This is a genomic window from Streptomyces sp. NPDC050619 (assembly GCF_040654815.1).
In the GTDB taxonomy this organism is placed as follows: Bacteria; Actinomycetota; Actinomycetes; order Streptomycetales; family Streptomycetaceae; genus Streptomyces.
The window spans coordinates 15,765-36,044 of sequence record NZ_JBFAIR010000011.1 but is presented as its reverse complement, the minus strand read 5'-3'; the positions used below and the strand labels follow the sequence as shown (position 1 = coordinate 36,044).

At 70.6% G+C, this 20,280-nt stretch carries 19 protein-coding genes; 14 read left to right on the top strand and 5 right to left on the bottom strand.

Translation table 11 applies throughout. The features are described 5' to 3' along the window. The first annotated feature begins 39 nt into the window (after positions 1-39). Positions 40-1,659 (top strand): protein kinase, encoded by a 1,620-nt coding sequence (locus AB0I77_RS19550; RefSeq protein WP_363283845.1) that lies wholly within the window; start codon positions 40-42, stop codon positions 1,657-1,659. Positions 1,660-1,662: 3 nt separating this feature from the next. On the opposite strand, the gene AB0I77_RS19545 is transcribed toward AB0I77_RS19550, so the two are convergent. After that, positions 1,663-2,469: an SGNH/GDSL hydrolase family protein gene (locus AB0I77_RS19545; protein ID WP_363283844.1), complete on the bottom strand. Its 807-nt coding sequence runs from the start codon at positions 2,467-2,469 to the stop codon at positions 1,663-1,665. A gap of 316 nt (positions 2,470-2,785) precedes the next feature. Between AB0I77_RS19545 and AB0I77_RS19540 the strand changes: the two genes are divergently transcribed. The 7 genes from AB0I77_RS19540 (at position 2,786) to AB0I77_RS19510 (ending at position 12,374) form a co-directional block, all read left to right on the top strand. Beyond that, the gene (locus AB0I77_RS19540; protein ID WP_363283843.1) at positions 2,786-3,994 is read left to right on the top strand and encodes a S8 family peptidase; all 1,209 of its coding nucleotides are present in this window, start codon (positions 2,786-2,788) and stop codon (positions 3,992-3,994) included. A gap of 169 nt (positions 3,995-4,163) precedes the next feature. Further along, positions 4,164-4,565, top strand: coding sequence for a hypothetical protein (locus tag AB0I77_RS19535; protein ID WP_363283842.1), 402 nt, complete (start codon positions 4,164-4,166; stop codon positions 4,563-4,565). 1 nt (position 4,566) lies between these two features. Continuing rightward, complete coding sequence (locus tag AB0I77_RS19530) at positions 4,567-5,664, top strand: GNAT family N-acetyltransferase (protein WP_363283841.1); 1,098 nt, start codon at positions 4,567-4,569, stop codon at positions 5,662-5,664. A 375-nt stretch (positions 5,665-6,039) separates the two neighbouring features. Further along, positions 6,040-6,861 (top strand): glycosyltransferase family 2 protein, encoded by an 822-nt coding sequence (locus AB0I77_RS19525; protein ID WP_363283840.1) that lies wholly within the window; start codon positions 6,040-6,042, stop codon positions 6,859-6,861. Then, positions 6,858-7,844, top strand: a complete 987-nt coding sequence (locus AB0I77_RS19520) for a glycosyltransferase family 2 protein (RefSeq protein WP_363283839.1) — start codon at positions 6,858-6,860, stop codon at positions 7,842-7,844. The genes AB0I77_RS19525 and AB0I77_RS19520 overlap by 4 nt, the downstream gene beginning before the upstream one ends. Beyond that, positions 7,841-8,641, top strand: a complete 801-nt coding sequence (locus AB0I77_RS19515) for a polysaccharide deacetylase family protein (protein ID WP_363283838.1) — start codon at positions 7,841-7,843, stop codon at positions 8,639-8,641. The genes AB0I77_RS19520 and AB0I77_RS19515 overlap by 4 nt, the downstream gene beginning before the upstream one ends. Then, entirely contained in the window at positions 8,634-12,374 is a 3,741-nt protein-coding gene (locus AB0I77_RS19510) for a lipopolysaccharide biosynthesis protein (RefSeq protein WP_363283837.1), read from the top strand. The genes AB0I77_RS19515 and AB0I77_RS19510 overlap by 8 nt, the downstream gene beginning before the upstream one ends. 61 nt (positions 12,375-12,435) lie before the next feature. Here the strand turns inward: AB0I77_RS19510 and AB0I77_RS19505 are convergent, their stop codons facing one another. After that, positions 12,436-13,665, bottom strand: a complete 1,230-nt coding sequence (locus tag AB0I77_RS19505) for a transposase (protein WP_363283836.1) — start codon at positions 13,663-13,665, stop codon at positions 12,436-12,438. 17 nt (positions 13,666-13,682) lie between these two features. Between AB0I77_RS19505 and AB0I77_RS19500 the strand changes: the two genes are divergently transcribed. Next, on the top strand, positions 13,683-13,889 hold the full coding sequence (locus AB0I77_RS19500; RefSeq protein WP_363283835.1) for an Arc family DNA-binding protein: 207 nt from the start codon (positions 13,683-13,685) through the stop codon (positions 13,887-13,889). 37 nt (positions 13,890-13,926) lie between these two features. Here AB0I77_RS19500 and AB0I77_RS19495 read toward each other — a convergent pair whose 3' ends face one another. Next, positions 13,927-15,354 (bottom strand): xylan 1,4-beta-xylosidase, encoded by a 1,428-nt coding sequence (locus AB0I77_RS19495; protein WP_363283834.1) that lies wholly within the window; start codon positions 15,352-15,354, stop codon positions 13,927-13,929. Positions 15,355-15,533: 179 nt separating this feature from the next. Between AB0I77_RS19495 and AB0I77_RS19490 the strand changes: the two genes are divergently transcribed. Then, positions 15,534-16,628 (top strand): DUF5925 domain-containing protein, encoded by a 1,095-nt coding sequence (locus tag AB0I77_RS19490; RefSeq protein ID WP_363283833.1) that lies wholly within the window; start codon positions 15,534-15,536, stop codon positions 16,626-16,628. A 29-nt stretch (positions 16,629-16,657) separates the two neighbouring features. Further along, on the top strand, positions 16,658-17,410 hold the full coding sequence (locus tag AB0I77_RS19485) for a DUF72 domain-containing protein (protein WP_363283832.1): 753 nt from the start codon (positions 16,658-16,660) through the stop codon (positions 17,408-17,410). Positions 17,411-17,417: 7 nt separating this feature from the next. On the opposite strand, the gene AB0I77_RS19480 is transcribed toward AB0I77_RS19485, so the two are convergent. After that, the gene (locus AB0I77_RS19480; RefSeq protein WP_363283831.1) at positions 17,418-17,789 is read right to left on the bottom strand and encodes a GntR family transcriptional regulator; all 372 of its coding nucleotides are present in this window, start codon (positions 17,787-17,789) and stop codon (positions 17,418-17,420) included. 126 nt (positions 17,790-17,915) lie between these two features. Between AB0I77_RS19480 and AB0I77_RS19475 the strand changes: the two genes are divergently transcribed. Beyond that, positions 17,916-18,845, top strand: a complete 930-nt coding sequence (locus tag AB0I77_RS19475) for a GNAT family N-acetyltransferase (protein ID WP_363283830.1) — start codon at positions 17,916-17,918, stop codon at positions 18,843-18,845. Next, positions 18,826-19,326 (top strand): DUF402 domain-containing protein, encoded by a 501-nt coding sequence (locus tag AB0I77_RS19470; protein ID WP_363283828.1) that lies wholly within the window; start codon positions 18,826-18,828, stop codon positions 19,324-19,326. Before AB0I77_RS19475 ends, AB0I77_RS19470 begins: the two co-directional genes overlap by 20 nt. A 15-nt stretch (positions 19,327-19,341) precedes the next feature. Here AB0I77_RS19470 and AB0I77_RS19465 read toward each other — a convergent pair whose 3' ends face one another. Beyond that, a complete protein-coding gene (locus AB0I77_RS19465; RefSeq protein WP_363283827.1) occupies positions 19,342-19,983 on the bottom strand; it encodes a class I SAM-dependent methyltransferase in 642 nt (213 codons plus the stop codon). Between the two features lie 140 nt (positions 19,984-20,123). Between AB0I77_RS19465 and AB0I77_RS19460 the strand changes: the two genes are divergently transcribed. Then, positions 20,124-20,255 carry a hypothetical protein gene (locus tag AB0I77_RS19460; RefSeq protein ID WP_363283826.1) on the top strand — a complete coding sequence of 44 codons (132 nt, stop codon included), beginning with the start codon at positions 20,124-20,126 and terminating at the stop codon, positions 20,253-20,255. The last annotated feature ends 25 nt before the right edge of the window (positions 20,256-20,280 follow it).

The window sequence follows — 20,280 nt, the reverse complement described above, 5'->3', positions numbered from 1 at the left end:
TTTGGGGAGAAATCACGCGGATGCGAAGAGGGGGCGGCCGTGTCCGAAGTACCGGGCAGTGAGCGTCTGATCTCGGGCCGCTACCGCCTCCTGTCTCCGCTCGGCGAGGGCGGCATGGGAACCGTGTGGCGGGCCCGCGACGAGGTGCTGCACCGCGAGGTCGCCGTCAAGGAGGTGCGCGCGCCCGCCGGGCTGCCCACTCCCGAGGTCGAGCGGTTGTACGCCCGGCTGGAGCGCGAGGCGTGGGCGGCGGCCCGGGTCGCCAACCGCAACGTGGTGACGGTGTACGACGTGGCCACGGACGGCGGCCGTCCCTGGATCGTCATGGAGCTGGTCCGCGGTGTCTCCCTCGCCGATCAGCTGGAGGCCGAGGGCCCGATGCCGCCGCAGCGCGCCGCGCACATCGGCGCCGAGGTGCTGTCCGCGCTGCGGGCCGCGCATGCGGCCGGGGTGCTGCACCGGGACGTGAAGCCGGCCAACGTGCTGATGTCGAACGACGGGCGGGTGGTGCTCACCGACTTCGGCATCGCCACGGTCGAGGGCAGCTCCGCGCTGACCATGACCGGCGAGGTCATCGGCTCGCCCGAGTTCCTGGCGCCGGAGCGGGCGCTGGGCCGCACGCCCGGCCCCGAGTCGGACCTGTGGTCGCTCGGCGTGCTGCTGTACGCGGCGGTCGAGGGCAGCTCCCCCTTCCGCCACAGCACCCCGCTCAGCACCCTGCGCGCGATCGTCGACGAGGAGCTGCCGCCGCCGCACCGGGCCGGTCCGCTCACCCCCGTGATCGAGGGGCTGCTGCGCAAGGACCCGGCCGAGCGGCTGCCGGCCGAGCAGGCCGAGCAGGATCTGCGGATCATCGGGGCCGGCGGTACGCCTCGCGCGGACTTCGCACCGACGACCCCGGCCCCCTACGTGTATCCGCCGACCGTCGCCGCCCACCCCGAACCACCGCCGACCACACCGGCCTCGTGGACCCAGCCCGCCCCCGCGGCGGGGCGGACGGCCGCCACGACCAGGGCCGCCGGCCCGAACCGCAACCGTCGCGCCGCCGTCGTCCTGATCGCGGGTCTCGCCGCTCTCGCACTCGCGATCGCGGGACTGACGTACGCCCTGCTGAACCGTGACGACGACGACCAGGCCGGTGGCGGCACCAAGAACGAGACGTCCGGGCTGAGTTCGCCCTCGGTGAGCGACCCCGACACGGACGACACCGGCGAGCCGAGCCGGTCTCCCAGCTCCCCGAGCAGCAGCGCCACGACCAGCGCTCCGCCGCAGTCCGTGGGGGTCTCGCTGACGGGCTCGAACACGGAGTACACCGGCACCTGCCCGCCGCCCCAGGGTGAGGCACCCACCTTCACGGCGACGATCACGGTGAGCAGCCTGCCGGCCGAGGTGAGCTACCGCTGGGTGTCGCGGGACGGCGAGGTCATGGACCAGGGGTGGAAAACCCTCTCGTTCCCGGAGGGCGGCGGCCGGACCAAGCAGGACACGGCGTTCGTGACGACGAACGACGACAGCGGGAACCTCGAGAACGAGATCAGCGTCGAGGTGCGCGATCCGGTGCACACGACGTCCAACTCGGTGGCGTTCTCGGTGACCTGTGTGACGGAGACCCCGTCGGACGGGGTCTCCGCTTCCGGTTCCGCTTCGCCCTCCCCGTGAGGGTCAGGCCGCGCTGTTGAGCACCGGCAGATAGCCGCCGGACTGGCCGGCCGCGGTCGGGTGGTAGGAGTCGCCGATGTTGAGCCAGTTGACGCTGTGCAGCCACGAGCTGCCGGAGCAGATCTCATGGCCGGTGAAGGTGGTGCGGACGTCGGCGAAGGTGAAGCCGTGGTTGGCGGCGCGCTTGGCGATGGCGGTGTCGAGGTGGTCGGCGGCGCCGTTGATCGCCTTGCGCTTGGTCTCGGAGAGGCCGAGGCACGAGGTGCCGAGTTGGTAGAAGTGGGGGTAGCCGAGGACGACCACGCGGGCGCCCGGGGCCTTGGAGCGGATCGCCGAGTAGACGCTGTCGAGCCTGCCGGGCAGCGTCGAGTCGACGTACGCCCTCGCGGTGTCGATCCGGGACAGGCAGGAGCTGTCGGACTGGAGCACACAGGTCGTCATGACGTCGGCGAACCCGGCGTCGTTGCCACCGACGCTGATCGAGACGAGGGCGGTGGTGGCGTTGAGGGGCGCCAGTTGACCGGCGAGAACTTCACTCGTTCGGGCGCCCGAGCAGGCGGTGAAGTCGAAGGACGAGGGTGAGTTGGCGGCGGCCCAGAGGGCGGGATACGCCTTCGTGCTGCGCTTGCAGTCGCCGCTTGCGGCGATGTAGCTGCCCGCGCCGACCCCGGAGGAGTAGGAGTCGCCGAGCGCCACATAGCCGCCGGTTGCGGCGAGTTGGGATGCCTGAGCGGTGGCTGCCCCGGTGAGGGCGGTGCCGATGGCGAGGAGGAGTGAGCTGACGTATACGGCAAGTCGGGAACGTCTCATGGAACCTCCCTTTAGCAGGATCTCTGCCATAACCGTGGTACCAACTACGCGTGTTGACGGGAAGTGTCCATGCCAAGACTTTTCGGCCTTTTACAGCTTCCACTTGGCGCTTTCACCGCTTGCTCGATTTCGCGTGCATGACAAATGCATGACAGAACGTCAACTCCCTTGTTCTACGCCCGTAGACCACTGATTCTTTACTCAGCCCCGGGGCGGAACGCGACGCTCCCCGGCCGTGCGTGCGACGACGCGCGCACCCCCCACAGACGCGCGCCCTACCCCGGCGCGCGCCGCCTATGAGGAGGACTCCCTCGTAATGGCACAACTGCGTAGCAACAAGCTCCGGCTCGCCGCGATAACCAGCCTGGCGACCGCCGCCCTCGTGGGCGGACTCACCGCCCTCCCCGCCCACGCCGCCCCGGCCGAGGGCAAGGTCCTGGCCGCCGGCTCCCCCACGGCGGTCAAGGACAGCTACATCGTCACCCTCAAGAAGGACGCCGGGTTCAAGTCGGCCTCCAGCGAAGGCAAGAGTCTGATCCAGGAGTACGGCGGCACGGTGAACAAGACGTTCGGCGCCGCGCTGAACGGCTACACCGCCACCCTCTCCGCGGCCGAGGCCAGAAGACTCGCCGCCGACCCGTCGGTGGCCGTCGTGGAACAGAACCAGCGCGTCCAGCTCACCGACACCACGCAGTCCAACGCTCCTTGGGGCCTGGACCGCGTCGACCAGACCTCACTCCCGCTGTCCGGCACCTACACCTACCCGGACTCGGCGGGCAGCGGCGTGACGGCGTACGTCATCGACACCGGCGTGCGGATCACCCACTCCCAGATCAGCGGCCGTGCCTCGTACGGCTACGACGCCGTCGACGGCGACACCACCGCCTCCGACGGCAACGGCCACGGCACCCATGTGGCCACCACCATCGCGGGTTCGACCTACGGCATCGCCAAGAAGGCGAAGATCGTGGCGGTCCGCGTGCTCGACAACGCCGGCTCCGGCACCACCGCGGGCGTGATCGCGGGCGTCAACTGGGTGACCAACAACCACTCGGGCCCCTCGGTCGCCAACATGTCGCTCGGCGGCGGCGCCTCCACCACGCTGGACAACGCCGTGGCGAACTCCATCGCCAGCGGCGTGACCTACGCGGTCGCGGCCGGCAACAGCAGTGCCAACGCCTCCTCGTCCTCCCCGGCCCGCGTCGCGTCGGCGATCACGGTCGGCGCCACCACCAACACCGACGCCAAGGCCAGCTACTCGAACTACGGCTCGGTCCTGGACATCTTCGCCCCCGGCTCCTCCATCACGGCGGGCTGGTACACCAGCGACACCGCGACGAACACCATCTCCGGTACGTCGATGGCGACCCCGCACGTCGCGGGCGCGGCGGCGGTCTACCTGGCGGGCCACACCTCGGCCACCCCGGCCCAGGTCGCCACGGCCCTCGTCAACGGCTCGACCACCGGCAAGGTCACCAGCGCGGGCACCGGTTCGCCGAACCGGCTGCTGAAGATCGTGCCGTGACACCGCACCGCCTGATGTGAACGGGGTTCCCCGGAGGTCTCATTCGCCTCCGGGGAACGCCCGCATCTTGACTGCCCCCCGAGGGCTGCGCGACATTGAAGCCCGGCATCCGGCGCTTCGGGGGGCAAAGTCGCCAATGCAGACCATCCGCATCAAGACATCTTCAAAAGTGTCGAACGACGGCGCCGAGCGGGCGCGGCCAGGGCCGGGGAGGGACCTGTCGCCACTGCTCGCGGGCGCCGCGACGGCCGTCGGGGGATGCGGCGCGCTGCTCGCGCTCACCGAGTCGGACTCGCCCCTGCGCGGCCCGCTCACCCTGTTCTTCCTGTTCGCGGCGCCCACGGCCGCCGTCGCCGCCGCGCTGCGCGGGCTGGATCCGTTCGGCCGCGTGCTCACCGCGCTTGCGGGTTCACTCGTCGTGAACATGCTGGTGGCCCAGGGCATGCTGGCCGTGCACCGCTGGTCGGTGCGCGGCGGGGTCGTGGCCGTGACCGCGATCAGCGCCTTCGTGCTCCTGCTGGTTCTGGTACGGCGGCTGCGCGGTCGTACCGCGAGTGGACAGGGCGTCTGACGTGGACATCAGCGTGTACCGGCCCGGTGAACTGAGCGCCGCCGACCGGGCGGCCTGGACGGCGATGCAGTCCAAGGCCCATCTGCACGGCTCGCCCGAACTGGCGAACCCGTTCCTGTCCCCCGAGTTCGCGCTCGCGGTGGGCCGGTGCAGACGCGGCGTGCGGATCGCCGTCGTCCGGGAGGGCGGCGAGCCCGCCGCGTTCTTCCCGTACCAGAGAACCGCCGCCGGCGTCGGCCGGGCTGTGGGCCTCGGTGTCTCGGACGCCCAGGGCGTGGTGTACCGGCCCGGGTTCGTCTTCGACGCCCATGAGCTGCTGCGGGCCTGCGGGCTCGCCGTGTGGGAGTTCGATCACCTGGTGGGGGGCCAGCGGCCGTTCGAGGCGGAGGTTTCCGGCAGCTTCCCGTCGCCGGTGCTGGACGTCGACCAGGGCTACGAGGCCTATCTGGCCCAACTGCGCGCCCAGTCGCCCAAGTTCACCCGCACCACACTGGCCAAGGAGCGCAAGCTCGGCCGGGACGCGGGCGAGGTGCGCTACGTCCATGACGAGCGCGACCCCGCCGCGCTGCGCGCCCTGATGAACTGGAAGTCCGCGCAGTACCGCAGGACCGGGCGCAGCGACCGCTTCGCGCACGACTGGATCACCCGGCTCGTGCAGCAGCTGTTCCACTCCCGCTCCGAGCCGTTCGCGGGGATCCTGTCCGTGCTGTACGCGGGCGGCAGACCGATCGCCGCGCACTTCGGGCTGCGCAGCGAGCGGGTGCTGGCGTGCTGGTTCCCGGCGTACGACCCGGAATTCTCGAAGTACTCCCCGGGGCTGGTGCTGCACCTGCGCATGGCCGAGGCGGCCGCCGCCGACGGCATCGCTTATCTCGATCTCGGCCGGGGCCAGAAGGAATACAAGGACTCCCTGAAGACACGCGAGCTGAAAGTGTCCGAAGGGTGGGTGACACGCCGTCACCCGGTGGCGGTCGGGCATCGGGTCCGCCGCGCTCCGGTGCGGGCATTGCGCAATGCCGTGGTGTCCCGGCCGGAGCTGTTCGAACCCGCCGACAAACTGCTCAAACAGGTGGGCAAGATCCGCTCGATTCGTCGGTAACGGTATCCGTAACGGTCAAACCAACAAAAAGGTGAGACTCGTTCCAGGTCTTGCCATACAGGCTCAATCATCAATACCGTCGTACATCTCACCCGCATCGGTCTGTCGGTTAGCGGCTCCAGGGGAGGGCTCAGGGACCGCGACGGCCCGGCGCGGGGCGCGGTAGGGGGGTGCCGTGCTCGGTGACCGCTTTTTTCACCGAGTCGTGCCGCGCGACCGGCTGCCGTTTTCCGGGGCCGGCCAGATTTGCCAGCTCACCCGGCATGTCCGGAGATCCACTCCGTGCTGCCGCGTGTGAGAACCCCCCTTTCGAACCGGACAAAGAACCGGGCTGCCCAGGGGCGGGCGGTCCACCGGACGAGAGGGACCAGACTCATGAGTTCTGTGCTGCGCCCGGCCACTACGGGCCAGGATCCGTTCACGGCCGGGAAATACCGGCCCATCTCCTCTCACCTGGCCATAGCACCGCCGGTGAGCGTGGTGATTCCCGCCATGAATGAGGCGGAGAATCTCCCCTACGTCTTCAAGACGCTTCCGGACTGGATCCACGAAGTGGTTCTGGTGGACGGCAACTCCACCGACGACACCGTCGAGGTGGCCCGTGCGCTGTGGCCGGGCGTCAAGGTCGTCGAGCAGCGCGGCAAGGGCAAGGGCGACGCGCTGATCACCGGGTTCCAGGCGTGCGGCGGCGACATCATCGTGATGGTCGACGCGGACGGCTCGGCCGACGGCAACGAGATCGTCAGTTACGTCTCCGCCCTCGTCTCGGGCGCGGACTTCGCCAAAGGGTCCCGCTTCGCCAACGGCGGCGGCACCGACGACATGACCTTCATCCGCAAGCTCGGCAACTGGGCGCTGTGCACCGTCGTCAACCGCAAGTTCGGCGCCCGCTACACGGATCTGTGCTACGGCTACAACGCGTTCTGGCGGCACTGCCTCGACAAGATCGACCTCGACTGCACCGGCTTCGAGGTCGAGACCCTGATGAACATCCGGGTCGTCAAGGCCGGGCTCAGGGTGCAGGAGATACCGAGCCATGAGTACCTCCGCATCCACGGCACCAGCAACCTCCGCGCCGTCCGGGACGGGCTGCGGGTGCTCAGGGTGATCCTGAAGGAGCGCTCCAACCGGCGTGCCCTGCGCCGCCGTCCGCAGCACTCCCCGATGCTCGACTCGGTCCGGGGAGAGGTGTCTTGAGCGATCCCGACATCTCCGTCGTGATCTGCGTGTACACCGAGGACCGCTGGGAGGACATCCTCGCGGCGGTCTCCTCGGTGCGGACGCAGTCGCGCACCGCGCTGGAGACACTCCTTGTCGTCGACCACAACACCGCGCTCCTGGACCGGCTGGCCAAGGAGTACAAGGAGTCCGCCGACGTGCGGGTGCTCGCCAACGCGGGCCCCCGCGGCCTGTCCGCCGGCCGCAACACCGGGATCGCCGCCGCGCACGGCGACGTCATCGCCTTCCTGGACGACGACGCCGTAGCCGAGCGGGACTGGCTGCGGCACTTCGCCGAGGGCTACGCCGACCCGCGGGTCATGGCCGTCGGCGGCCGTACGATGCCGATCTGGGCGTCGGGCCGCCGGCCGGCCTGGTTTCCCGAGGAGTTCGACTGGGTGGTGGGCTGCACGTACAAGGGCCTGCCGCCCGGGCTGGTGAACGTGCGCAACGTCCTCGGCGGCAACGCCTCGTTCCGCCGTACGGCGTTCGACGCGGCGGGCGGATTCGCCACCGGCATCGGGCGCGACGGCGACAAGCGGCCGCTGGGCTGCGAGGAGACGGAGCTGTGCATCCGCCTCACCCGTGCCAGGCCCGACGCCGTCCTGCTGATCGACGACCGAGCGGTGATCCACCACCGGGTACCCGAGGCGCGCGAGCACTTCGGGTACTTCCGCAGACGCGCGTACGCCGAGGGGCTGTCGAAGGCGCTGGTGGCCCGGAGTGTCGGCTCGGACAAGGGACTCGAGTCGGAGCGCCGGTACACGACCCGCGTCCTGCCCGCCGGGGTGGCGCGCGGGCTGCGGGACGCCCTGCTGGCCCGTCCGGGCGGCGCGGGCCGGGCGGGCGCGATCGTCGCCGGGGTGCTGACGGCGGCGGGCGGCTACGTGGTGGGGAGTGTCCGGGCGCGCCGCAGCGGAACGACCTTCGTCGCGACGGAGATCGAGGGGGGCGGCAGATGACCGAGGCATCCGTGCCGATCCTCATGTACCACTCGGTCGCGACCGACCCGAACGAGGCCACGCGCGCCTTGTCGGTGGCGCCGGACGCCTTCGCGCAGCAGCTGGCCGTGATCGGCGATCTGGGCCTCACCCCGGTCGACACGGCTGATCTGGCCGCCCGTTGGCGCTCCGGCCGCCCGCTGCCCGAGCGGCCGGTCCTGATCACCTTCGACGACGGCTACGAGGGCGTGCACCGGCACGCCCTGCCCGTGCTGGCGGGGCACGGGTTCGCGGCCACGCTGTTCGTCTCCACCGGCTGGATCCGGGGCGCGTACGACACCGGGGGCGGCCTGGACACCATGCTGGACTGGGACCAGGTCCGCGAACTCGCGGCGGCGGGCGTCGAGATCGGCGGGCACAGCCACACCCACCCGCAGCTCGACCAGCTCGACGACGACGCGCTGCGCCACGAGCTGGTCCACTGCAAGGAGATCGTCGCCGCCGAACTCGGCGCCGTCCCGGCCTCGTTCGCCTATCCCTACGGCTACTCCAGCCGCCGGGTGCGGCAGGCGGTGCGCGCGACCGGGTACGCCCAGGCGCTCGCCGTCGGCAACGACCTCGCGCGCCGCCGCCAGGGGCCGTACGCCCTGCGCCGCGTCACCGTCCGCCGCGGTACGGGCATCGAGGAGTTCGCACGGCTCGTCGAGGGCCGCGCGATCGCCCGGAACTTCGCCGGGGACCGTGCCCTCACCAAGGGGTACGCCCTGGTCCGCAGAGCACGCCAGGTCCGCCGGAAGGCCATCCGTTCCCGTGTCTGACACGACGACCACGACCGAGGCCACCGCGCCCGCGACCGAGGCGCCCGAGCGGTCGCGGCGCCGGCTGCGCCTGCCTGGCCTCGGCCGCTCCCCAGGGGGCAGCCAGCTGTTCCGCAACGCCTACGCCCTGATGCTCAACACCGGCATCTCCGCCGTGCTCGGTCTCGGGTTCTGGCTGGCCGCCGCCCGCTACTACTCCGAGTCGTCCGTCGGTCAGGGCTCCGCCGCCATCGCCGCGATGAAGCTCCTCGCGGGCCTGACCGCGGTGACCCTGACGGGTGCGCTGGCCCGCTTCATCCCGGTCGCGGGCCGGGCCACCGGGCGCCTCATCTTCCGTACGTACGCGGGCAGTTCGGTGATCGTGGCGCTGGCCGCGCTCGCCTTCCTGCTGACCCTGAACCTGTGGGGGCCGTCGTACCGCTTCCTGCACGGGCCGCTCAACGGGCTCGGCTTCGTGGTGGCCGTCATCGCCTGGTCGCTGCTGACCCTCCAGGACGGGGTGCTGACCGGGCTGCGCAGCGCGCTGTGGGTGCCGGTCGGCAACACCGTGTTCTCCGCGGTGAAGCTGGGGCTGCTGGTCGCGTTCGCGGTGGCGATCCCCACGTCCGGGGTGTTCGTGTCGTGGGTCGCGGCGATCGCCTTCTCCGTGGTGCCGCTGGGCTGGCTGGTGTTCCGGCGGCTGGTGCCCCGGCACGTCGAGGCGACCGAGGAGCAGGCCCGGCCGCCGACGCTGAAGGAGATCGGGCGGTTTTTGGCGGGCGACTACACGGGGGCGCTGTTCTCGCTCGCCGTGGTCTACCTGGTGCCCGTGATCATCGCCTCGCAGGTCAGTTCCACGGACAACGCGTACTTCTACATCACCACCACGATCGGCGGCACGGTCAACCTGCTCGCCATCAACATGGGCGCCTCCCTGACCGTCGAGGGCTCGCACGACCCGCGCCGGCTGGCCGCCAACACCCGGGCCGCGCTCAAGCGGATGGCGCGGATCATGCTGCCGGTGGCCGGCGTGCTGTTCGTCGGCGCGCCCTGGATCCTCGGCGTGTTCGGCGCGGGCTACGCGGACGCGGCCACCGGGCTGCTGCGCTGGTTCGCGGTCGGCGCGGTACTGCGGGTCGTCATGGAGACGTACTTCGCGGTGCTGCGCGCGCAGAGCCGCACCGCCGGACTCGCCTGGCTACAGGGCCTGTTGTGCGTCCTGGTGCTCGGCCTGACCGTGCTGCTGCTCCCCCGCATGGGCCTGGTCGGCGCGGGTGTCGCGGAGGTCTGTGCGCTCGCGGTGATCGTCGCCATCGCCGCGCCCAGGCTGTACAAGACCTTCCGGGGCGCGTCGGGCGCCGACGTGCCCGAGGGCGCGGCACCCGACGGGGACCTCGCCGACCTGGGGGCGCGCGAGGTGCGCGCGGGGTCGCTCCAGCGCGGGCCCGCCTGGGCGCTCGACCACGACACCCTCACCCTCGGCATCCACGTCGACTTCGACCATCAGGAACGCCGTCCCGACGTACGCCCCGGTCCGGGCACCCCGCCCACGGGCACGCCCGCGGTGCCCGAGGACCGCCGGCCGGCCTGGGCGCGCGAGCCGGAGCTGGGGCTGCCGGTCGAGGCCGAGGTGGAGGTGGACGCGCCGTTCGAGGCGCGGGAGGAGGCGCCAGAACCCGAAGAGGTACTGGAGCCAGAAGGTGTACCGCTTCGGTGCTGGCCTGAGCGCCGGCCGCCCACCCGCCTCGGTGTCGTCCTCGGCTGTCTCCTGACCGCCGCGCTGCTCCTGTACTGGGTGCCCGCGCTGCGGCTCGGCGAGGCCGATCTGGACCAGATGGGCGGGCTCGGGCTGATCTCCGTGCTGCCCACCCCGACCCTGATCGGCGCCGGGCTGCTGGTCGTGGTCTTCGCCTCGCTGCTGTGGCTGGGCCGCGAGCACCGGGGGCTGCTGCTGGTCACCCTGCTCGCGACCGTGGTCTCGCTGCACGCGCTGCCCGCGCTGATCGAGACCGAGCCGCGGTTCGCGACGGCCTGGCAGCACCTCGGCTTCCTCGACTACATCGACCGGACCGGGTCGGCGGTGCCCGACCTGGACGCCCGCTGGAGCTGGCCGGGCTTCTTCGCCGCCGCCGCGTTCGTGGCGAAGGCCTGCGGGGTCACGGACCTCACTGAGGTCATCCGCTGGTGGCCGACGACCATCCAACTCCTCTGTCTGGCGCCGATGTTCCTGCTGATGCGCTCGATGCGGGCGAGCTGGCGGGCCAAGTGGACCGGCGTGTGGATCTTCGTGCTGAGCGGCTGGGTCGGCCAGGACTACTTCTCCCCGCAGGGCTTCACCTATCTGCTGTACCTCGTCTTCGTGGCGATCCTCCTGGTCTGGTTCCGGGCGCCGGGCGTGATCTGGACGAAGCGGCGCCCCGGCGAGGTGGAGGTCGAGCCGACGGACCGGCGGCAGCGGGCCGTGCTGCTCATGGTCGTGATCGGCCTGTTCGCGGCGACCGTCCCGGCGCACCAGCTCACCCCGTTCGTGATGCTGGGCGTGCTGGCGGTCCTCGTGCTGGTCGGCCGCAGCGAACTGCGCGGTCTGCCCATCCTGTTCGGCGTTCTGGTGGCCGTCTGGGTGGGCTTCATGGCCGAGCCGTACTGGTCCGGCCACTTCAACGAACTGTTCGGCGGGGTCGGCGGGGTCGGCGGCAATGTGTCGTCGTCGGTGTCCGGCCGTATCGAGGGCGGCAGTTCGACCCACAAACTCGTGCTGTACGTGCGGGTGCTGCTGGCCGGCGGTGTGATGGCGCTCGCCTGCTACGGCTGGTGGCGGCGGCGCGAGCACAAGTACGGCGAGCGGTCGCTGCTGGTCCTGACCTTCGTGCCGTTCCTGGGCTTCGGCATGCAGTCGTACGGCGGCGAAATGGCGCTGCGGGTCTTCATGTTCGCCCTGCCGGGCGCGGCCCTGCTCGCCGCGCTCGCCCTGTTCCCGCGCACCGGCGTCACCGCGAAGGAACGCGACAAGGACCGGGTGAGCCTCGCCCCGCTGGCCGTACTGATGGCGGGCCTGATCCTCATGGGCGGCTTCCTGGTGGCCCGTTGGGGCAACGAGCCGTTCGAGCGGATCCGGCCCGGCGAGGTCGCGGCCATGGAGTACGTGTACGCCCACGACGACCCGACGGTGCGGCTGCTGTGGCTGAGCAACGACACGGTGAACAACGTGACGCCGGCGATGCCGTGGGGCGCGCGGGACATGGAGAAGGTCGAGTACGTGCCGACGCTCGCGCCGACCGACCCGGTGCTGGTGTCCGGGCTGGTCAAGGCGCTCAAGGACGCGGGCCCGAACTCGTATCTGATGATCAACCGCAGTCAGGTCGTCTACCTTCAGCTGGACGTGGGCTATTCGGTCACCTGGGAGCCGCGGCTGGTCCAGAACCTGGACGCCCGCAAGGATGTGACGAAGGTCTTCGCCAACGACGACGTGACGATGTACACGCTGCGCAAGCAGCCCGGGGCCCCCGAGGGCAAGGTCCCGGCCGCGGACCCGGGTCCGATCGGGCCGCAGGTGACGTGGACGCCCTGGTCGGTGGTCGGGGCGCTGGCGGCTCTCGCGCTGGTCGTGCTGCTGACGGCGCGCGAGGTGGTTCGGGTGGCGGTGCGGCCGAGTGTGCGGCAACTTCGGTGGCTGCAGAGCAGCTTCTGGTTCGCGCTGCCGTTGCTGGCGGTGTTGCTGGCCTCGCTGGTGCAGCGGTTCCTGACGATGAATTGAATGCTCCCCTCCCTGAAGGGGAGGGGATTCTCTCCTTCAGGGCTGAGCGGGGATTCCTGGCTCACGCTGCCAGATGGGGCAGCGCCCCGTCTGGTCTTCCACGATCAGCACCAGCCGGGGTCAGACCAGCCCGGACAAGCATCACGCGTGCGGAGTTCTTATCCCTGGGAGATACCGTTCCGCACGCGGTGCAGGTGTAGGTGCGCTCACCCAGCGGCAGTGCGTGCTTGGCTCTCGCTCCGCACTGCGCGCAGTCCATCGTGGTGTGCGCGGGATGTACCAGGTGCACGGCCCTGCCGTGCTTGCGGCCCATCTCGGTCAGGGCCGTCTTTGTGGCGCCGATGGCGGCGTCAGCGGCCTTCTTGGCCATCGAGGTCCTGGCGAGGAACTTCGGGCGGAAGTCCTCGACCGCCAGCGCGTCGTGGTCACGGACCACGGACTTCGCCCACTTGCGGCCGGTGTCCCGGCGTTGCCGGGCGGCCTTCTTGTACGCCTTGGCGCGCAGCCGCTTGGCCTTCTGATAGCCCTTCGATCCGGGCTGGCCCTTCTTCGGTTTGCGCCGGGCCATCATCCGGTCATACCGGGTCAGCTTCTGCCTGGCCTTCCTGCCGTGCCCGGCATGCGGGAGGTCGTGGGCGTCGCTGGTGGTGGTCGCGGTCTGCTTCACGCCCCAGTCGATGCCGATCACCGCGCCCGTTTCGGGCAGCGGCTCGACGGTGGCGGGAACAACGAAGGAGCAGTACCAGTGCCCGAGGCTGTCCTGATAGACGCGCACGCTGGAGGGTTCGGCGGGAAGATCCCGCGACCACACAGGCATCAGCACGATGCCGCCCGCGAGGTGCAGCTTGCCGTCTTTGAGACCGAAGCCGCGCTGCGTGTAGTTCAGGCTCGGCCGGGCCTCGCGCTTCTTCTTCCACTTCGGCATCCCGGCCCGGCGTCGCATGGGCAGCCGTTCCCTGATGTCTTTTTGCGCCTTGGTCCTGGACTTGCCGAAGTCGCGGATGATCTGCTGCTGAGGAACGCTGCTGCCCTCACGCAGCCATAAGGTCTTCTTCCGTGCCTCGGTCAGCATCTTGTCGAGCTGCGCCGGACCGCAGGTCCGCTTGCCGGTTCCTTCGGGCCGGGTCGTGTTCCAGGCGTGGACCTGCTTGGACTTGGCCACGCACTCGTTCCAGATCCAGCGGCACCGGTCCCACTCCGCCATCAGCAGGGTGCGGGCGGTGGACGACACGCGCAGCCGGAACGTCCACCGGACGTGCACGGTGCCCTCCGCTGTCACTGATGTCATCATGCGGCTACGGTAGCATCATGATTCGTTTCGCGTTGCGCATCCCCGAAGACCTCCACGCCCGGCTCACCACGCAGGCAGCCGCCGACCGGCGGTCCATCAACTCCGAGATTTTGTACCTGCTTGAGGTCGCCCTCGACTCTCCTGCGGTGAGCGCCGAATCGCCCGGCGGCGATTCGGCTTCTCCTGCCCCGCTACGCGGGAAGCCGGATTCCTCCCCGACCTGAAGGCCGGGGGATCCTCCGGTTCATCCGGTGAAGTGGCTCAGCCGGACTGCCGGTTGAGCCACTTGACCTCGTACGCCCGCATCTCGAACCGCTTCCCGTCGACCTTCGCGCTGATCGGCCGGTCGAGGACGTTGACGACCAGGACCGTCCTGTCGGTGGCCAGGACGCGCACGTTGGGCACGTCGTCCGCGGCGACGGACACGGTCCGGTAGGCGGTGCCCGGCGGGAACTCCGTCCCGAAGCGGGAGACGAGGTCGTACATGGGCAGTTTCCCGCCGCCGCTGCCGGTGCTGGTCGGGGTCCACAGGCAGCCCGGGCAGTCGGTGCCCTTCTCCTTCTCCGGGTTCCAGTAGAAGCCGGAGGAGGCGCCGCCCTTGACCATGGCGATCATTCCGGCGGCCTGGACGGCGACCCGGTGGGTCTCGGACCAGCCCGCTCGGTCGTCGTTGCCGTCGGCCGGCTCGACGTAGTACTCGGCCCACCACAGCGGCAGTTCGCCACTCTGCCGCCGTACCCATTCGCCCACGGCGGTGAGCTTGTCGGTGGCCGCGAACTCGTCGGGCAGCAGCTCGTCGTCCTTGGTGTAGCTGGAGCCGTCCACGACGACGAAGTCGGCACCGGCCTTGTTCTTGTTCCAGTAGGCGAAGGCGTCGAGGACCCGCTGGTCCATGGCGCCCCACGGGCCCTTGAAGGTGGTGGAGGCGTCCGGCGAGCGCGGGTCGACGCTGTCCATGACCAGGTACGGCCCGCCGACCATGATGTCCTTGTCGACTTTTTTGAGGGCCTTGTGGACCAGGTTGTAGAGCTTCGTGTAGCCCTCGTAGTCCCAGCGGGCCTCGGCGTCGTTCCAGAAGCCCTTGAACTCGTTCCAGACGATGAAGTGGCGTACGTCCGGATAGCGCTTGGCGACGGTCGCGGCGAGGTCGGCGAAATCCTGGAAGTGCTCGGGCGTCGGGGCGGTCTCCAGGGCGGCCTGGCTCCAGTTCGTGTTGCCGACGCCGGACTTGCCGCCCTTCATCCAGTCCGGGGAGCAGCACAGGGTGATCACCGGGGTGCCGCCGGAGGCGCGGACGAAGTCGATGCGGCGGTCCATCGCCTCGAAGTCGTAACGCCCCTTCACCGGCTCGGGATTGTCAGCACCCCAGCCCATGATGTGCTGGTTCTGCGGCAGGCCCCCGGCCTTCGACAGCAGCCCCTCGGCCCGTTCGGTGGCTGATCCGTCGCCTTCGTCGGCGCTGAACTGGGTGTGCGTGAAGCCCCAGCCCACATCCGGTTCCGGGGTCTTCGCGGGAGTGGCGGGGGTGCCGTGCACCTTGTCGCCCTCGCGCGAGGTGCCTTCCGTACCGCCGCCGCCGGGAAGCGTGTTGAGGAGGGTCACGACCAGGGCCAGAGCGGCCACGCCCACGCCGAGCAGCGCGGTGAGCCGCCACCGCAGTGCCCCCGAATTCCACCCATGACGTCCCATTGAGGGCAACGGTAACGGCGAAGACAGCCGGGCGGGCAGAGGTCGTAGCCGCACAGCTCGGTAACAGGACGGAGGCGATACACGGCGGGGACACACCGGACGCACGGGACACGGCCGACACAGCCGGCGCACTGCGGAAAGCGGGTGCACAGGGCGTCCGCGTGCCGGATCATGGCGGCATGTCTGCGAACCCACACGACGCGCTGCCGATCCGGCTCAACGTCGACGACAGCGACTCGCCGTCCGACGTCGTCGACGCGCTGTTCCTCGGCCGCTTCGCGACGGGCGAGCAGCCGTACTCGCACGCGGCCAACATCGACCGGGTGCGCTCCGGTGCCACCCTGCTGCCGCCGGGCGCCCGCGTGCTGCGCGCCGCCCGCGACGACGACCGCAGCGCGACGCTCGCCGAGGGCGACGGCTGGACGCTGCTGATCTCCCGCTGGAACCGGGGCGCCGACGTCACGGTGACGGCGACCAGTGCCGAGCTGGCCGAGAAGGTCCTCGACCAGGCCACCGACGGCGCGACGGACGAGCCCGAGCCCCAGCCGGAGAACGTGACCATGGGCTTCTGGTACGTCTCCCCCAGGCGCGGCCCGCACCGCACGACCCGGCAGATCTCCGCGGGCACGTGGGACGAGGTGCGGGCCAACTACACCGCGCCGGTGGCGGACGCGATGGACACCCTGATGAAGACGACCCCTGAGGACATCGCGGGCCGGCTGCTCCTGCTGCACGGACCGCCGGGCACCGGAAAGACCTCGGCGCTGCGGACACTGGCGCGGTCCTGGCGGGACTGGTGCCAGGTGGACTGCGTCCTGGACCCCGAGCGCCTGTTCTCCGACGTCGGCTATCTGATGGACATCGCGATCGGCGAGGAGGACTCGACGGGCAAGGGCCGCTGGCGGCTCCTGCTGCTGGAGGACTGCGACGAGCTGATCCGCGGGGAGGCCAAGCACACGGCGGGCCAGGCGCTGTCCCGGCTGCTGAACCTGACCGACGGACTGCTGGGCCAGGGCCGCAATGTCCTGGTCGGCGTCACGACCAACGAGGACCTGGAACGCCTCCACCCGGCCGTGGTCCGCCCCGGCCGCTGTCTGGCCCGCATCGAGGTGGGTGCCCTGACCCGCCGGGAGGCGGTCAACTGGCTGGGCACGGAAGAGGGCGTCGGCCGCGAGGGCGCGACGCTGGCGGAGCTGTACGCCTTGCGCCGGGGGACGTCTCCGACGTCGGTGCCTCAGGCGCGGGCCGGGGCGGATGCGGGGTTGTATCTGTAAGCAGGACGCAGGGGTGTTTTCATGAGGGTATGACCCTGTTCGTCGGCACGTCGGGGTGGCAGTACAAGGACTGGCGGGGCGTCCTGTACCCGGCCGGGTGTCCCACGCGGCTGTGGCTGGAGGAGTACGCGGCACGCTTCGCGACGGTCGAGAGCAACAACGCGTTCTACCGGCTGCCATCCCGGGAGACCTTCGAGAACTGGCGGGAGCGGACGCCCCCGGACTTCGTCGTCGCGGTCAAGGCGAGCCGTTTCCTGACCCACATCAAGCGGTTGCGGGACCCCGAGGAGCCGGTAGACCGCCTGATGAGCCACGCGGAGGGCCTGGGCGACCGGCTGGGCCCGGTGCTGCTGCAACTGCCGCCGACCCTTCGGGCCGATGCGGGGTTGCTGGACGATTGCCTGTCCTGCTTCCCGGCCGGCACGAGGATCGCGGTCGAGCCGCGCCACGACTCGTGGTGGACGGACCGGGTGCGCAAGGTGCTGGAGACCCGAGGGGCAGCCCTGTGCTGGGCCGACGTCCAGTCACGCCCGGTGACTCCGCTGTGGCGGACCACCGACTGGGGTTACGTCCGCTTCCACGTGGGCCGCGCCCATGCGTGGCCGCACTACGGTCGGCAGGCCCTGAGGACGTGGGCCGAGCGGATCGCTCGATCGTGGTCCGAGGGCCAGGACGTGTACGCGTACTTCAACAACGACCCGAACGCGGCGGCGGTGGAGGACGCGGTGACGTTCGCGAGAGCGGCGCGGGCGAAGGACCTGGACGTCACCCGCACACCATGAACCCTGCTCACCCCTCCCCGTAAGCCGCCCGCAGGGCATCCCGCACCGCGACGAGCGCCGCGCTCTCGTCCAGGCCAAGGCGTCGGACACGCTCGACGTACGCCTGAGCGGCCGACGCCGCCTCGCGCTCCGCGGCCGAGCCCGCGGCGGCGACGAACGTTCCGTTGCGCCCCCGCGTCTCGATCACCCCGTCCGCCTCCAGCGCCCGGTACGCCTTGGCGACCGTGTTCGCGGCGAGCCCGAGCGACTCGGCCAGCCCTCGCACTGTCGGCAGCCGGTAGCCGACCGGCAGCACCCCCGACCGCGCCTGCTCGGAGATCTGCGCCCGCACCTGCTCGTACGGCGGCGCGCTCCCATCGATGTGGATCTTCAAAGTCACGGGGTGATTGTCCCGTACCCGCGCGAAAATGACTCACTCGAAAATGACCTGCCGAGATTGCCTGCCGAGATTGCCTGCCGAAAAATAGGAGGCACCCCGACGCGTCTCCCCGTAGCGTGCGCGTACATGAGTGTGATCGTGCGCGACCTGCGCCCCGAGGTCCGAGCCGAGGTCGAGGGCTTCACCCACGTCCGGCGCCTCGCCGTCCCGTACATGCTGATCACCCCTGACTCCGTCGCCTACGAACTCACCCACGCCCACCCCGAGGCCCACTACCGCCCCCTGGTCGCGGAGGAGGACGGCGAGGTGGTCGGTGCGGCGCAGGTCGGCCTCGTCCACGACAGCCCGGATCCCGGCCAGGGCTACGTCAATGTGTGGGTGCTGCCGGAGCGCGCGGGTCGCGGCGCCGGCACGCTGCTGGTCCGCACCGCCGAGGAACACCTGGCCGCCCGGGGTGCGGCCAAGCTCTTCTCCTGGGTCCTGGACGAGCCCGGCAACCGCGCCTTCGCCGAGCGGCACGGCTACCACGCGAGCCGCTCCTCCCACTTCCTCCGCCTGGACCTGACGAACGGCACCCTGCCACCGCTCGAGGACCCGCCTGAGGATGTCGAGCTGCGCACCGGCGCCGACTTCGCGGACGACCCGCGCCCCCTGTTCGCCCTCGACTCGGAGACGATGTCGGACGAACCGAGCGACATCGCCTATGAGTTCACCGACTACGAGGCGTGGCTGACGGAGACCTGGAACCACCCCCTGTTCAGCCCCGAACTGACCTCGGTCGCCGTGGTCGACGGCCGCCCGGCCGCCTTCAGCGCGGCCCGCACCGACGGCGGCACGTGGTACGGCACCGTCATGACCGGCACGGCCCGCGCCTTCCGCGGCCGGGGCCTGGCCAAGCTCGCCAAGAACGACTCCCTGCATCGCGCCCGCGCCACCGGGTTCACGGAGGCGTTCACGGGAAACGACTCCGGCAACGGCCCGATGATCGCGATCAACAAGTGGTTCGGGTACGAGATCTGCGCCACGGAGGTGCGCTATGTCCGCGAACTCAGCTGAACCGTCATCCCTGCTGGACGTCGTCCTCGTCAAGGCGGGCCGTACGAAGATCCGTTACCAGGCCGAACTCCTCGCCGACGACGGCACGCGCATCGCTGTCCGGGCCCCCTGGGCCGGCGAGAACGTCCGCGACTTCGGCTTCGTCCGCTTCGAGCCGGGCGACGTCTTCACCGAGTACTACTGGCGTGACCGCTGGTACTCCGTGAAGGAGGTCCGCGACTCCACCGGCGCGCTGAAGGGCTGGTACTGCGACATCACCCGCCCCGTCACCCGGTCCGGCTCCGAGGTGGTGGCCGAGGACCTCGACCTGGACCTGTGGCTCTCCGCCGACGGTACGGACGTACGGCGTCTGGACGAGGACGAGTTCGCCGAGAGCGGGCTGACGGAACGGGATCCGCAGGCCGCTGCCGCCGCCGTGGCCGCGCTCGACGAGCTGGAGGCGCTGGCCCGTGGGGACGACTTCGAGGCACTTCTCGCCTGATGCCTGTCCGCCGGCTCAGGCCACCGTCGCCACCACCGCGTACCGTTCGTCCTCCACGTCCTTGCCCCACAGCAGCGGGTCGCCGGACAGGTGTTCGACGCGCATCTCATGGACCTGCGGTGCCAGCAGGCCGGTGAGCACGTCCGCGGGTATCCCGACGGGGCTCACCGACCCCCACACGCCCTCGATCAGCACGAGCCGGCCGCCGGGGCGCAGCAGCTCCCGCCACTGGCGCAGGGCCCGGCCGGGGTCGGGCAGCGCCCACAGCACGTGCCGTGCGAGCACCGCGTCGAAGCGCTGCTCGCCCACCGGCGGCGCCGCCGCGTCGCCGACCAGGAACACGGCGTCACGTCCGGCCAGCTTGGCGCGTGCGAGGTCCACCATGGCCGGGGACAGGTCCACCCCGGTGACGTGGTGTCTCCGCTCGGCCGCGAGGAGCGACAGGCTGCCGGTGCCGCAGCCGAGGTCGAGGACGTCGCCCGCCCGCTCGGGCAGCCAGCCGCGCAGCCGCTCGGCCCAGGCCCGGCGCACTTCCGGGTTGCGCAGCCCGTGGTCCGGTACGTCGTCGAAAGAGGCGGCCCGCGCGTCCCAGTCCACGTCCGCCCCGGTGCTGCCGTGGTCGTCGTTCGTCACGCCGTTCGTCGCGCCGTTCGTCATGCGCCCAAGAGTGACACCCGCCACTGACAGCCGGATCGTGACCACCGCCACTGACAGAACACCAACCGATGAGGAACTCTCCCTGAACGGGTCTACCTCCGTGAGATCGCGGAACTCGGTAGATCCTGAAGGAGGCAGCCATGCGCCGTGTGACCGTGCAGAAGCCCCTGAAAAAGACGGACTCCCGGGTTCGTGAGGAGGCCGACGAGCGTCCCGCGGGACGCCCGGAGGTCCGCAAGGACATCGCACGTATCTGGTGGCCGGACGGGTGAGACGGGCGAGGGGAACAAGCTCCCT

Coding starts and splice junctions, on each gene's coding strand:
- AB0I77_RS19470 (WP_363283828.1), top strand. CDS start 18,826: ATGTCCGCGAACTCAGCTGAACCGTCATCCCTGCTGGACGTCGTCCTC.
- AB0I77_RS19540 (WP_363283843.1), top strand. CDS start 2,786: ATGGCACAACTGCGTAGCAACAAGCTCCGGCTCGCCGCGATAACCAGC.
- AB0I77_RS19485 (WP_363283832.1), top strand. CDS start 16,658: ATGACCCTGTTCGTCGGCACGTCGGGGTGGCAGTACAAGGACTGGCGG.
- AB0I77_RS19525 (WP_363283840.1), top strand. CDS start 6,040: ATGAGTTCTGTGCTGCGCCCGGCCACTACGGGCCAGGATCCGTTCACG.
- AB0I77_RS19475 (WP_363283830.1), top strand. CDS start 17,916: ATGAGTGTGATCGTGCGCGACCTGCGCCCCGAGGTCCGAGCCGAGGTC.
- AB0I77_RS19460 (WP_363283826.1), top strand. CDS start 20,124: ATGCGCCGTGTGACCGTGCAGAAGCCCCTGAAAAAGACGGACTCCCGG.
- AB0I77_RS19505 (WP_363283836.1), bottom strand. CDS start 13,665: ATGATGACATCAGTGACAGCGGAGGGCACCGTGCACGTCCGGTGGACG.
- AB0I77_RS19500 (WP_363283835.1), top strand. CDS start 13,683: ATGATTCGTTTCGCGTTGCGCATCCCCGAAGACCTCCACGCCCGGCTC.
- AB0I77_RS19465 (WP_363283827.1), bottom strand. CDS start 19,983: ATGACGAACGGCGCGACGAACGGCGTGACGAACGACGACCACGGCAGC.
- AB0I77_RS19515 (WP_363283838.1), top strand. CDS start 7,841: ATGACCGAGGCATCCGTGCCGATCCTCATGTACCACTCGGTCGCGACC.
- AB0I77_RS19490 (WP_363283833.1), top strand. CDS start 15,534: ATGTCTGCGAACCCACACGACGCGCTGCCGATCCGGCTCAACGTCGAC.
- AB0I77_RS19495 (WP_363283834.1), bottom strand. CDS start 15,354: ATGGGACGTCATGGGTGGAATTCGGGGGCACTGCGGTGGCGGCTCACC.
- AB0I77_RS19545 (WP_363283844.1), bottom strand. CDS start 2,469: ATGAGACGTTCCCGACTTGCCGTATACGTCAGCTCACTCCTCCTCGCC.